Here is an 11,784-nt window from a genome sequence, read left to right as displayed (position 1 = left end):
CAAGGCCTGGTCCGGTGACCGGCGCCCAAAGGCTTGCGACTTCTGAGATTGATCAAAGTACGGCAACGCGCATAACCTCTCTCAACAAGGGAGGGCTATCAATGGATCTTTTCAAACTGGAGGGCGATGTCGCGCTGGTCACCGGTGCCGGCAGCGGCATTGGCCAGGCAATCGCGATCGGGCTGGCCGAGGCAGGCGCCGATGTCGCCTGTTTCGGCCATAAGTCGAAGGGCGGGCTGGACGAAACCGCTCACAGGATCACGGCGCTCGGCCGCCGGGCGCTGGTGCTGACCGGCACCGTGACCTCGGACAGCGATCTCGCGGCGGCCATCGATCGCATAGAAGCCGAACTCGGTGCGTTGACGGTCGCCGTCAACAATGCCGGCATTGCCGGCTCCGAACCAGCCGAGACACTGCCGCTGGAAAAGTGGCGGAAAGTGCACGAGGTCAATGTCGCGGGCGTATTCCTGTCCTGCCAGGCCGAAGCGCGCAAGATGCTGGCGCGGGGCAAGGGCTCGATCATCAACATCGCCTCGATGTCGGGCACCATCGTCAATCGCGGGTTGACGCAGGCGCACTACAATTCCTCGAAGGCCGCCGTAATCCATATGTCGAAGAGCCTCGCCATGGAGTGGGCCGATCGCGGCCTGCGCGTCAATGTCGTCAGCCCGGGCTACACGCTGACGCCGATGAACAAGCGCCCCGAGGTGGCCGAAGAGGTTAAGATCTTCAAACGCGACACGCCTATGGGACGCATGGCGGCGCCCGAGGAAATGATCGGGCCGACAGTGTTCCTGGCCAGCCGCGCGTCGAGCTTCGTCACCGGCCTCGACCTGATCGTCGATGGCGGCTACGTCTGCTGGTAAACAGGGCATGCCAGCCATGTCCCGCCTGCGTCGGCCGGCTTCGCCTGCAGTCTGAAATTCCGCCGCGAACATAGCGTTAGTCGTTGCGCGGCATGAACGTTGGTATATATAATTTCATCCTATGAAACGGCGCTGGCGAGATGGGGCTTGCTGGGGCTATAGCCGAGAGCAATTCCGCCGGAATGCTTGGGATCATGGGACCTTGATGGCTCGCAGCTTGCAGGGCGCCGCAGGACTGGCAATTGATCCGCGGATGATCGCCATCGCGGCGATCGATCGGCCATGAGACTGCCCGCCTCGGCAGCGTCCGTCATCACCGAAATCGAGCATCATCACGCCTGCGCCGTCCTTGGCCGCGACATGGCGACAACGGCCTTGCGCAACAGCCAGCCTTTCCAACACAATCAAGAAAAGACGCAAGAAGGGAACGACCGATAACCGTCACAGCTTGAAGGAGAACCAAGCAATGCCACTTCGCAGTGTGATTTCGAAATTCTCAATGGGAGCTTTTGCATTTGCCGCGGCAAGTGTCCTGACGCCAACAGCGCAGGCAGCGGCACCGGAATCCAACGACCCGATCAAAATCGCGCTGTTCGACTGGACCAGCGTCAACCTCAACGCCAAGATTCTCGGCGGCATCCTGGAAAAGCTCGGCTACACCGTCGAATACCCGACCGCCGATTATCTCTCCAGCCTGACCACCGGCCTCACCAATGGCGACCTCGATGTCGGCCTGGAGTACTGGGACACCACGGCCGGCGAAGCCATGAAGGCCTCCGATGCCACCGGCCAGACCGAACGGCTCGGCAAGCTCGGCCCGAAGGCAAAGGAAGAGTGGTGGTTTCCCGAATATATGAAGGAAAAGTGCCCGACTTTGCCAGATTGGCATGCACTGCTCGACGCCACCTGCGCGGCATCGTTCTCGACCGCCGAGACGGCGCCGAAGGGGCGCTATCTCGGCGGCCCGGTGACCTGGGAAGGTTTTGACGACGAACGCGTCGCGGCGCTGAAACTGCCCTTCACGGTCATCCATGCCGGCACCGATGCCGCGATGTTCGCCGAACTCGATTCCGCCTATCAGCGCAAGGCGCCGATCATGCTGTGGATTTATTCGCCGCATTGGGCGCCCGCAAAATACAAGGGCGAATGGGTGCAATTCCCGGAATATACTCCCGAATGCTACAACGACCCGAAATGGGGCGTGAACCCGGACGCCAAATACGACTGCGGCAAGCCGCATGGCGAGATCTGGAAATACTCCTGGAACGGCATGAAGGACAAATGGCCGGTCGCCTACAAGGTGGCCAAGGCCTACACGGTCGATACCGATGAGTTGAACAAGATGAGCGGCGAGATCGACCTCGACGGCAAGACGCCGGAAGACGTCGCCGCCGCCTGGATCGCCGCCCACGAGGCCGACTGGAAAGCCTGGGCGCAGTGATCGCTCCGACTGGAAAAGGGAGACCTGGCTGGTACCAGCTAGGTCTCAATTCCTAGTGTTCCAGAAGGACGACTGAATGACGGAAGCTATTGAACAGGCATCAAACGCGACGGGAAAGGATCCCCGCCCGATAAAACTTGCCTGCCATAATGTCTGGAAACTGTTTGGGGCGAACGCCGCCAACTTCATCCGCGAGCGCAACGGCAAGGCCAGCACGACCGACATAGCCGCGGCGGGGCTAGTCGGCGCGGTGCGCGCCGTCGATCTGGAGATCCGGCAGGGCGAGATTTTCATCATCATGGGTCTGTCGGGGTCCGGCAAGTCGACGCTGGTGCGCTGCATGTCGCGGCTGGTCGAACCGACACATGGCAAGGTCGAGTTCGAAGGCAAGGATCTGCTCAAGATTTCCGATGCCGCGCTGATAGAACTCAGGCGCCACCGCATGGGCATGGTGTTCCAGAACTTTGCCCTGCTGCCGCATCTCAACGTGCTCGACAACATCGCCTTCCCGCTCAGCATCCAGGGACAGGATCGTTCGACACGCGAGGCGCGCGCCCGCGAAGTCATCGAACTCGTCGGCCTGCGCGGGCGCGAGCATTTCTATCCGCGCGAATTGTCCGGCGGCCAGCAGCAGCGTGTCGGTATCGCCCGCAGCCTGGCGACGAAACCCGAGATCTGGTTTCTCGACGAGCCGTTCTCGGCGCTGGACCCATTGATCCGCCGCGAAATGCAGGACGAGCTGATGCGGCTGCAGACCATGCTGCACAAGACCATCGTCTTCATCACCCATGATTTCGACGAGGCTATCAGGCTCGCCGACCGCATCGCCATCATGAAGGACGGGGAAGTCATCCAGATCGGCACGCCGGAGGAACTCGTGGTTAATCCGGCGACCGACTATGTCGCCGAGTTCACCCGCGACGTCGACCGCGCCAAGGTGATTTCGGCGCGCAGCCTGATGCGTGCCTGCGACGGCGCCGAGCATGGCGGCACGGTGGCGCCGGAGGCCAAGATAGCGAGTTTCTCGGCCAGCATCGTCGCCGCAGGCAAGCCTTTCGCGGTGATCAACGGCACCGGCAAGCCGATCGGCGAAGTGACGCCGCAAGCGGTGATCGATCTGCTGGCCGGCATCGAACGAGCCGGCGCATGACGGTAACGGCAAGCGCCAGCCAGGCAAAGCCGCCGATTCAGCGGTGGCTGGTGATCTGGGCGCTCGCGCTTGCCGCCGTGCTGGTGGTGTTCCTGCTGCAGGACAGACTACCTTGGGCCGTCAACTATCCGGTCGAGGCGGTCGTTCCCGTCGCCGACTGGGTCAGCGCGCTGATGGGCTGGATCAAGTCGAACCTGTCCTGGCTGACCCGCTCGGTAACCGCGGTGCTCGGCGTGCCGCTCGACTTCGCGCTCGATCTCTTGGCCAAGAATTTCAAGTTCGGCCATGGCGCCGACGCTTCCGTGTTGCCGCGCTTGTCCTGGGTTGGCGTCTGCGCTGCGGCGTTCCTTGCCGGCTACGCGACCGGTGGCAGAAAACTCGGCATGCTGGTTGGCGGCTGCTTTCTCTACATCGCGCTGTTCGGCCAATGGACCAGCGCCATGCTGACCCTGGCGCTGATCTCGATCGCCGTGCCGTTCTGCATCGTCACCGGGCTATTCCTCGGTATCTGGGCGTGGCGCAAGCCGTGGGCGGAGCGGTTCATCGTCTCCCCTGCCCTCGACCTGATGCAGACGATCCCGACCTTCGCCTATCTCATCCCGATGCTGCTGCTGTTCGGCAACAGCCCGGTCTCGGCGATGATCGCCACCGCCATCTTCGCCACGCCGCCGATGGTGCGGGCAACGATGCTCGGCCTGTCGCGGGTGCCGTCCGAGATCGACGACTTCAGCGAAATGGCCGGCTGCACGGCGCGGCAGAAATTGTGGCGCGTGCTGTTGCCGTCGGCGCGGCCGACGCTGATGGTCGGCGTCAACCAGGTTATCATGCTGGCGCTGAACATGGTGATCATCGCCTCGATGATCGGCGCTGGCGGGCTCGGCTACGACGTGCTGCTCGCCCTGCGCGCGCTGAAGGTTGGCGAGGCGATGGAGGCCGGTCTTGCCATCGTCGCGCTCGCCATCGCGCTCGACCGTCTGAGCCAGGCCATCGCCCACAAGCAGGCAACAGGCAATGTCCACCGGTCGGCGAGCCCGCGTTTCTGGCGGCGCTACCCCAGTCTGACGCTGGCCATCGCCATCCTTGTCGTCACGACGCTGCTCGGCCTGTTCGTGCCGGCCTTCGCGGCCGTGCCGAAGGCGATCACCTTCACCACCGCGCCACTGTGGAAAGCGGCTGTGAACTGGGTGACGATCAACTTCTTCGACGTCATCGAGGCGTTTCGGGTGGCGTTGATCCTCAATGTGCTCAATCCGGTGCGCGCCTTTTGCGAGGGATTTCCGTGGCTGGGCGCGGTGTTCTTGCTCGGCCTTGCCGGCTACCAGCTGTCAGGTTTGCGGCTGGCCGCACTTGTCGCGGCACTCACCGCCTTCTGTGCCATCACAGGCCTTTGGGAAAAGACCATGGCGACGGTCTATCTCTGCGGTATCTCGGCCTTCATCGCCTGCCTGGTCGGCATTCCGATCGGGCTTGCGGCGGCGCGCAGCGACCGTTTCGAAAAGATCGTCACGCCCATCATCGACACGTTGCAGGTGCTGCCGTCCTTCTGCTTCATCATTCCGGTGGTGATGCTGTTCCGTGTCGGCGACGTCACCGCGATGATCGCCACGGTCGCCTTCGCCGTGGTGCCGGCAATCCGCTACACCAATCACGGCATCCGGCAGGTGCCGCCGGCGCTGATCGAGGCGGCGAAGGTTTCGGGCTGCACGCCGCGTCAGACCTTTTTTCGGGTGCAACTGCCGCTGGCGCTGCCGGAGATCATGCTGGGCGTGAACCAGACCATCCTGATGGCGCTGGCGATGATCATCATCTGCGCCATGGTCGGCACGCGCGATCTCGGCCAGGAAGTGTTCATCGCATTATCGAAGGCCGATTCCGGCCGCGGCATCGTCGCGGGCCTGGCCATCGCTTTCATCGGCATCGTCGCCGACCGGCTGTTCAATGCGTGGACGGCGAAGGCCCGGGCAAGGCTGGGATAGTCAGCAAGATGCGCCGCGGCTACTCCGCCGCGACGCCCTTCACCTCGAGATAACTCTCCATGGAGTCGTCCAGCGCCTGTAGCCAGGGCGTGTGGTGCAGCGGCGCCATGGTGCCGGTCATCAGCGAGCGGTATGCGTGGTCGCGGAAGCTCATGATGTCTTCCGCCTTGTGATGCTCCCACTCCATGAAGGTCTGGTTGACCGCCTCGACGTCGAAGCCGGGATAATCGGTCTGGTCCATCAATTCCTTGGTGTAGTCGCCCTGGAACCAGATCATCTGCTCGGCGTCCTCAAGCGTTTCCTCGCGGGCGCGCCATTTCGCGCCGTGCGCCGCCATCGCCTCGGCCGAGGGCAGCTTGATGCGGCCCATGATAACGTCGCGCGCGAACCAGGCCTGCGCGTCAAACATGTTGAAGGTGTAGAACTGGTCCTGCATGCCGATGTAGGAAAGCTTCGGGTTCTTCTCCCAGACCACGCCCTCGTAGAGCGAGTCCGGCCACATGCGGTTGGCGGTCTTGAGCTTGAGATCGTCGGTGAGGAAGGGGAAGGAATGGAGGTAGCCGGTGCACAGGATGATGGCGTCGACGTCCTTGGTGGTGCCATCCTTGAAATGCGCCGTCTTGCCGACGACCTTCTGCAGCAGCGGCACCTCTTTCCAATTCTCCGGCCATTTGAAGCCCATCGGCTTCGAGCGATAGCTGGAGGTGATCGATTTGGCGCCGTATTTGTAGCATTGCGAACCGATGTCCTCGGCCGAATAGGAGCGGCCGATGATCAGGATGTCCTTGCCCTTGAACTCCATGGCGTCGCGGAAATCATGGCTGTGCAGGATGCGGCCGTTGAACGTCGAGAAGTCCTCGAAATAGGGCACGTTGGGCACGGAGAAGTGCCCTGAGGCGACGACGACATTATCGAACTCTTCCGAATAGGTGACGTCGTTGGTGCGATCATGCGCGGTGACGGTGAATTTCTTCGTCTCGTCGGAGAAGGTGACCATGCGCACCGGGCTGTTGAAGCGCACCCATTTGCGCAGGCCCGACTTCTCGACACGGCCTTTGATGTAATCCCACAGCACGGCGCGCGGCGGATAGGAGCCGATCGGGCGGCCGAAATGCTCCTCGAACGTGTAGTCGGCGAATTCGAGACACTCCTTCGGACCGTTCGACCAGAGATAGCGGTACATCGAGCCGTGCACGGGATCGCCATGCTCATCGAGGCCTGTGCGCCAGGTATAGTTCCACAGGCCACCCCAGTCGGACTGCTTTTCGAAGCAGACGATCTCGGGAATGTCGGCGCCCTTGTCGGCGGCCGACTTGAAGGCCCTGAGCTGTGCCAGACCGGACGGTCCGGCTCCGATGACGGCAACGCGAGTTTTCATTTCCGGGCCTCCATTTTTTTGATTTCCCCAGCGAAACAAATTTCACTGGCAGTGACAGTAATTGGCCGCTTGGTGCTGTCAACAGACATCTGCGGGAACGGCGTTTACGCGCAGCGGATTCCTGGCGAAAAACCCACGGCGGCCGCGATGGCCGCACTGCCGCGTGCGACATAAGATGGCTTGCCGTTGCGGTTGCGCTCCGTATCGGCACCTGACATGTTCACCTTGAGTGAAATAAATCCTGACGATTGGGGGGCAACATGGCAAAGGCAATTTCGGATACCAAGGCTCCCGCGAGCGCAAAGGCAAAACCGTCGCCGAAAGTGTCGGCGGACGGCAGGACCATCCGCGCGCCGCTGACACAAAACCCGCACGCCATTCGCGACACCCGCGAAAAAGTGCTGGAGGTCGCGATCGGCCGCGAGGTGCGGGCCTTCCGCAAGAAGCTCGGCATCACCGTCGCGGATCTCGCGGTCGCCACCGACATTTCGCTGGGCATGCTGTCGAAGATCGAGAACGGCATCACCTCGCCGTCGCTCACCACCTTGCAGGCACTGTCGCGAGCACTGGGCGTTCCCGTCACCGCCTTCTTTCGCCGCTTCGAGGAGGAGCGAAGTGCTGTCTTCGTCAAGGCCGGCCAAGGCCTCGATGTCGAGCGCCGCGGCACGCGCGCCGGCCACCAGTACAATCTGCTTGGCCATATCGGTTCGAACACCAGTGGCGTCGTCGTCGAACCCTATCTGATCACGCTGACCGAAGATTCGGATGTGTTCCCGACCTTCCAGCACGAGGGCATGGAGTTCCTCTACATGCTCGAGGGCGAGGTCGTTTACCGGCACGGAAGCAATCTCTACCCGATGAAGCCCGGCGACAGCCTGTTCTTCGACGCCGACGCGCCGCATGGGCCCGAACAACTGACGAAACTCCCGATGCGCTATTTGTCGATTATTTGCTATCCGCAGAACAGTGCGGGTTAGGCGGGCCGCCGCAGCCCCCCTCACCCGGATTGCCAACCGAATTGCGAAGATCAATTCGGGGCAATCCGACCTCTCCCCAAGGGGAGAGGAGTGCGCCGGCGCCAAGTCTCTTCTCCCCTCGGGGAGAAGGTGGCCCGAAGGGCCGGATGAGGGGGCCTTGCTTTCAATCCGGCCCAAATCCCGCTGATGTCGGGCTGCCGTCATCCAGCTTCGACAGCCATTCCACCAGCGTCGGCCGGTAACGCGTGAGCCCCTTATAATTGGCGAGTTCCTCGGGCAGATCGCGGATAACGCGGTGCAGGCGGCGCGCCCATTTCGGCTGCGTCACCAGCTCGTCCATCTTGATCAGGTAACAGCGGATCGGGAAGACGATGCCGTTCGAGCGCGGCAGCCGCCAGAAGCTCTGCAATTCGACCCGCAGATGCACCTTGTCGCCGACGTTCTCGGGCGTCACCGTCGCCCGGTCCGGTCCCCACTTGTGATAATTTTCGGGGCTGGTGTCGAGGCGCGGATTGATGGTCATCGTCCAGTTCAGCCGCCGCGCCGGTTTGCCCTGCTGGATATTGGTGAGGAATTTCAGCGCCCTGACGAAAATCCCCTTCTCGTGCGCCAGCGGCACCGGCGCGTGCCACTCGAAGAAATTCATGCCGATGTCGAAATCGAGCGACCAGTCGGCCTGGGTGGTGACCATGCCGGCATCCATCCACAGATTGCCGTCGCGCTGGTCGAGGATGCAGAAATCGCCCTGGCTCTGGCGGGTGATGTATTCCATCGGCCCGTAAGGCAGCGTCGAGGTGTCGCCGAAGGTGAAGGTGTCGTCGATGCCGAGCGGCCGGTTGATCCAGCGCCAGCGATCGCCGTCCCGCGTCAGCGTGAAATGCTCGGGATAGCCCCGCGCCTGCTGCTCCATCAAAAGTTCCAGCAGGTCCCAGCCGGCGAGCGTCATGTGCGGCAGCGACTGGCAGCGCAGCGGATCCTCGGCCAGCACCATCGCGCGGTCCTGCATCTCGGCGACATAGTGCTCGTCGACGTCGATCAGGTTCTCCAGCACCGAGCCTTTCGGGCCGACGACATGCGGCTCTATGTTGACCGCATACATGTAGCTGTCTTCGTGGAACGGAAACGGGAACCGCCTGATGTGCTCAGGGCTGTTCCTGAAGGTGAAGTCGTCGCGGAACGTTTCCTTGCGAAAGGTGATGCCCAAGCTCGCCTCCTATCTTTCCAAGACCAACGATTTGCCCTCGAAGCGCGAGACGCACGGCATGATCTTCCTGCCGGAACGGTGGTCTTCCTCGCTCAGCCAATGGTCGTTGTGGATGAACTTGCCGTCACAAGAGATGACGTTGGTCTCGCACTGGCCGCAGACGCCGCCACGACAGAGATAAGGCGGATCGACGCCGGCCGCCTCGATGGCTTCGAGCAGGCTCTGCTGCTCGCCGACGCGGATGATCTTGCCGCTGACGGCAAGCGTCACGTCGAATGGCAAACCGGGCTGCGGCGCCGCGAAATGCTCGAAATGCACGGTCTCCGGCGGCCAGCCGAGCGCGGCGGCACGGTCGCGCACCCAGTTGATCATGCCGGCGGGGCCGCAGACATAGAGATGCGTGCCGAGCGGCTGCGAGGACAGCAGGCGGTCGAGCTCGATGCGCTCCTCGCGGTCGTCATGATACAGCCGGACGCGACGGCCGTAGCGTTCGCTCAGCACATCGGCATAGGTGCCGAGCGAGGCGGTGCGGCAGGTGTAATGCAGTTCGAAATTGCCGCCATCGCCTGCCAGCTGCGCGGTCTGCGCCATGAAGGGCGTGATACCGATGCCGCCGGCGAGCATCAGATGCTTTTTGGCGCGCAGGTCGAGCGAGAACAGATTGACGGGATAGCTCACCACCATCTCCAGCCCCGGCCGGACCTGATTGTGCATGAACAGCGAGCCGCCACGGCCGACATCGTCGCGGCGCACCGAGATGGTGTATTCGCGCGTGTCGAGCGGCGAGCCCATCAGCGAATAGGGATTGAGCCTTGTGCGCTCGCCATCGCGCATCTCGACCACCACATGGGCGCCGCCGGAAAAGGTCGGCAACAATTCGCCGTCACGCCGGCGAAAATGGAAACGGGTGACCAGTTCGTTGACCGGGACGACATCGCTGACGACGACGTCGAGCTTGGTGGTTCCGGTGCTCATCGGAAGATCTCCTCCATCGGAGGAATTTCACTGCGGTCTTCGGCATTGATGCAGACGCCCTGGAAGGCGGCGAGGCGCCGGGAGTAGTGATCGCGTACCAGGAGAAGCAGGCCACAATGCGAGCAGGTCGCCGGCTGCGTCGTCACATTCTCGGTGATGCCCTTGCAGTGCACGCACTGCATGCGCCGTGCCAGCGAGCCGCGATGCTCGGTCTGCATGGAGGTGTGGTCGATGCCGGCTTCGAGCGCCACCTGCATGGCCTGGCCGATCAGCCCTTCCGTGCCGGCGAGGTAGAGGCGCAGACCCATATGCGCGTTGGCCAGCGTCTGCTTCAGACGCGGCAGCAGACTGGCGAAGGACGGTGCGATGTGCAGTTGCGCCGGCTTCAACGCTTCGAGAGCGGCACCATATTTGCCTTCAGGACCGGCAATGAAGACGATTTCGGCGCCGTCGAAGAACCCGGCCGGAGCCCTGACGGCCATGTCCGTTATCGCGAGCGCGCCTTCCGCATCCGCCAGGAAAAGATGATGCTTGCCCGGCTGCGGAGACAGGGTCCCGTAAATAGGCCGGCTGATGATGGTCTTGGCTGCCATTCTGTCTTTGTGCCTCGAAACCCCTCGCTGTCGACTATGCCTCAGCCTTTCGCCGTGCGCTTGGTCTTCTTGGGATCGTCGAACGGCAAGGGCTGCGCCGTCGCCCTGATCGATCCGCTGTTGTTGCGGATCTCGAGCTTGGTGTCCTTCACCGCGCAGTCGACGTCGAGCCGGGCGATGCCCATCGATTTCTCGACCAGCGGCGAATACATGGCGCAGGTGACCACGCCGACCTTTTTGCCGTCGCGATAGACCGGAGCGCCCTCGTCCGCCGGTTCCTTGCCGTCGAGCAGGACGCCGTAGATCTTGAAGCGCTCCTTGCCTTTCAGGCGATAGTGCTCTTCGGCGCCGCGGAAACCGGTCTTGCCGGGGCTGACGGTGAAGTCGAGGCCGAGTTCCCATAGCGTGTCGCCGGGACCTTCATTCTCGAACGGGTATTTCTGCGAATTGTCATAGGGATAGAACAAGAGGTAGCTCTCGACGCGCAGCATATCGAGGGTGGTAAAGCGGCACGGAATGATGCCGGCGCTCTTGCCCTCGTCGAGGATCCTGTCCCAGATCGTGCCGGCATCCTGGCCGCGGCAGAAGATCTCGTAGCCGCGCTCGCCGGTATAGCCGGTGCGCGAGATGATCACCGGAAAACCGAACAGTTGCGTCTGCATGTGGTGGAAATAGTTGAGGTCGCGAATGCCGGGCACGTGCTTGGCCAGATAGTCGACCGCAGTCGGCCCCTGCAGCGACAAATCGTGCAGATTGTCGTCGAAGCGCAGCGATACGTCCCGGCCCATCGCCGCTCGCTGCAATTCCTCGTGGCCGGTGCCCGAGCCGTGCACGACCATCCAGGAATTCGGTCCAGTGCGGTAGAGGATGCAGTCGTCGGTGAATTTTCCCGCCTCATTCAGCATGCAGGCATAGGCCGACTTGCCGGGATAGATTTTTTCGACGTCACGCGTTGTGGCGAGGTCGATGAGATGCGAGGCGTGCGGCCCTGTGATGTGCACCTTCTTCAGGCCGGAAACATCCATAAGCCCGGCCTTGGTGCGGATGGCGGTATATTCCTCATCGGCATCCTTGTCGTAGGTCCAGGCGGTGCCCATACCGCTCCAGTCTTCGAGTTTCGACCCCAGAGCGCGATGGCGATCCGCCAGGGTTGAAAATCTCCAGGATGCAGTCATCCGCTCGTCCTCCGTTCGAAAGTCCTGATGTTCCCTGCTCCTTTGCCCG

10 protein-coding genes are annotated in these 11,784 nt (G+C 62.4%); 5 read left to right on the top strand and 5 right to left on the bottom strand.

The window, feature by feature from the left end; translation table 11 throughout:
• Window positions 1-101 precede the first annotated feature (101 nt).
• The 4 genes from LB543_RS11570 (at window position 102) to LB543_RS11555 (ending at window position 5,433) form a co-directional block, all read left to right on the top strand.
• A complete protein-coding gene (locus tag LB543_RS11570; protein ID WP_224614183.1) occupies window positions 102-866 on the top strand; it encodes an SDR family oxidoreductase in 765 nt (254 codons plus the stop codon).
• Between the two features lie 466 nt (window positions 867-1,332).
• Window positions 1,333-2,307 (top strand): ABC transporter substrate-binding protein, encoded by a 975-nt coding sequence (locus LB543_RS11565; RefSeq protein WP_224589681.1) that lies wholly within the window; start codon window positions 1,333-1,335, stop codon window positions 2,305-2,307.
• A 76-nt stretch (window positions 2,308-2,383) separates the two neighbouring features.
• Window positions 2,384-3,457, top strand: a complete 1,074-nt coding sequence (locus LB543_RS11560) for a glycine betaine/L-proline ABC transporter ATP-binding protein (protein ID WP_140757629.1) — start codon at window positions 2,384-2,386, stop codon at window positions 3,455-3,457.
• The gene (locus LB543_RS11555) at window positions 3,454-5,433 is read left to right on the top strand and encodes an ABC transporter permease (RefSeq protein ID WP_224614182.1); all 1,980 of its coding nucleotides are present in this window, start codon (window positions 3,454-3,456) and stop codon (window positions 5,431-5,433) included. Before LB543_RS11560 ends, LB543_RS11555 begins: the two co-directional genes overlap by 4 nt.
• A 19-nt stretch (window positions 5,434-5,452) precedes the next feature.
• Here LB543_RS11555 and LB543_RS11550 read toward each other — a convergent pair whose 3' ends face one another.
• Window positions 5,453-6,811 (bottom strand): NAD(P)-binding domain-containing protein, encoded by a 1,359-nt coding sequence (locus LB543_RS11550; RefSeq protein WP_224614181.1) that lies wholly within the window; start codon window positions 6,809-6,811, stop codon window positions 5,453-5,455.
• Window positions 6,812-7,071: 260 nt separating this feature from the next.
• Here LB543_RS11550 and LB543_RS11545 point away from each other — a divergent pair, with 260 nt between their 5' ends.
• Window positions 7,072-7,788 (top strand): helix-turn-helix domain-containing protein, encoded by a 717-nt coding sequence (locus LB543_RS11545; RefSeq protein WP_140507935.1) that lies wholly within the window; start codon window positions 7,072-7,074, stop codon window positions 7,786-7,788.
• A 163-nt stretch (window positions 7,789-7,951) separates the two neighbouring features.
• Here LB543_RS11545 and LB543_RS11540 read toward each other — a convergent pair whose 3' ends face one another.
• From LB543_RS11540 to LB543_RS11525, 4 genes are read right to left on the bottom strand one after another with little or no spacing between them, the layout of a single operon-like run.
• The gene (locus tag LB543_RS11540) at window positions 7,952-8,992 is read right to left on the bottom strand and encodes a heme-dependent oxidative N-demethylase family protein (RefSeq protein ID WP_224614180.1); all 1,041 of its coding nucleotides are present in this window, start codon (window positions 8,990-8,992) and stop codon (window positions 7,952-7,954) included.
• Between the two features lie 9 nt (window positions 8,993-9,001).
• Complete coding sequence (locus tag LB543_RS11535) at window positions 9,002-9,967, bottom strand: PDR/VanB family oxidoreductase (RefSeq protein ID WP_224614179.1); 966 nt, start codon at window positions 9,965-9,967, stop codon at window positions 9,002-9,004.
• Window positions 9,964-10,560 (bottom strand): dimethylamine monooxygenase subunit DmmA family protein, encoded by a 597-nt coding sequence (locus LB543_RS11530; protein ID WP_140811743.1) that lies wholly within the window; start codon window positions 10,558-10,560, stop codon window positions 9,964-9,966. The genes LB543_RS11535 and LB543_RS11530 overlap by 4 nt, the downstream gene beginning before the upstream one ends.
• Window positions 10,561-10,601: 41 nt before the next feature.
• Window positions 10,602-11,735, bottom strand: coding sequence for an aminomethyltransferase family protein (locus tag LB543_RS11525; protein WP_224614178.1), 1,134 nt, complete (start codon window positions 11,733-11,735; stop codon window positions 10,602-10,604).
• Window positions 11,736-11,784: the final 49 nt, after the last annotated feature.

The organism is Mesorhizobium sp. ESP7-2 (genome assembly GCF_020164715.1).
In the GTDB taxonomy this organism is placed as follows: Bacteria; Pseudomonadota; Alphaproteobacteria; order Rhizobiales; family Rhizobiaceae; genus Mesorhizobium.
The sequence above is the reverse complement of the archived record's forward strand: the minus strand, read 5'-3'. Positions and strand labels throughout refer to the sequence as shown.

What these genes read in the sequence shown, in the direction of transcription:
- LB543_RS11570 (WP_224614183.1), top strand. Translation starts at nt 102, where the DNA reads ATGGATCTTTTCAAACTGGAGGGCGATGTCGCGCTGGTCACCGGTGCC.
- LB543_RS11565 (WP_224589681.1), top strand. Translation starts at nt 1,333, where the DNA reads ATGCCACTTCGCAGTGTGATTTCGAAATTCTCAATGGGAGCTTTTGCA.
- LB543_RS11560 (WP_140757629.1), top strand. Translation starts at nt 2,384, where the DNA reads ATGACGGAAGCTATTGAACAGGCATCAAACGCGACGGGAAAGGATCCC.
- LB543_RS11555 (WP_224614182.1), top strand. Translation starts at nt 3,454, where the DNA reads ATGACGGTAACGGCAAGCGCCAGCCAGGCAAAGCCGCCGATTCAGCGG.
- LB543_RS11550 (WP_224614181.1), bottom strand. Translation starts at nt 6,811, where the DNA reads ATGAAAACTCGCGTTGCCGTCATCGGAGCCGGACCGTCCGGTCTGGCA.
- LB543_RS11545 (WP_140507935.1), top strand. Translation starts at nt 7,072, where the DNA reads ATGGCAAAGGCAATTTCGGATACCAAGGCTCCCGCGAGCGCAAAGGCA.
- LB543_RS11535 (WP_224614179.1), bottom strand. Translation starts at nt 9,967, where the DNA reads ATGAGCACCGGAACCACCAAGCTCGACGTCGTCGTCAGCGATGTCGTC.
- LB543_RS11530 (WP_140811743.1), bottom strand. Translation starts at nt 10,560, where the DNA reads ATGGCAGCCAAGACCATCATCAGCCGGCCTATTTACGGGACCCTGTCT.
- LB543_RS11525 (WP_224614178.1), bottom strand. Translation starts at nt 11,735, where the DNA reads ATGACTGCATCCTGGAGATTTTCAACCCTGGCGGATCGCCATCGCGCT.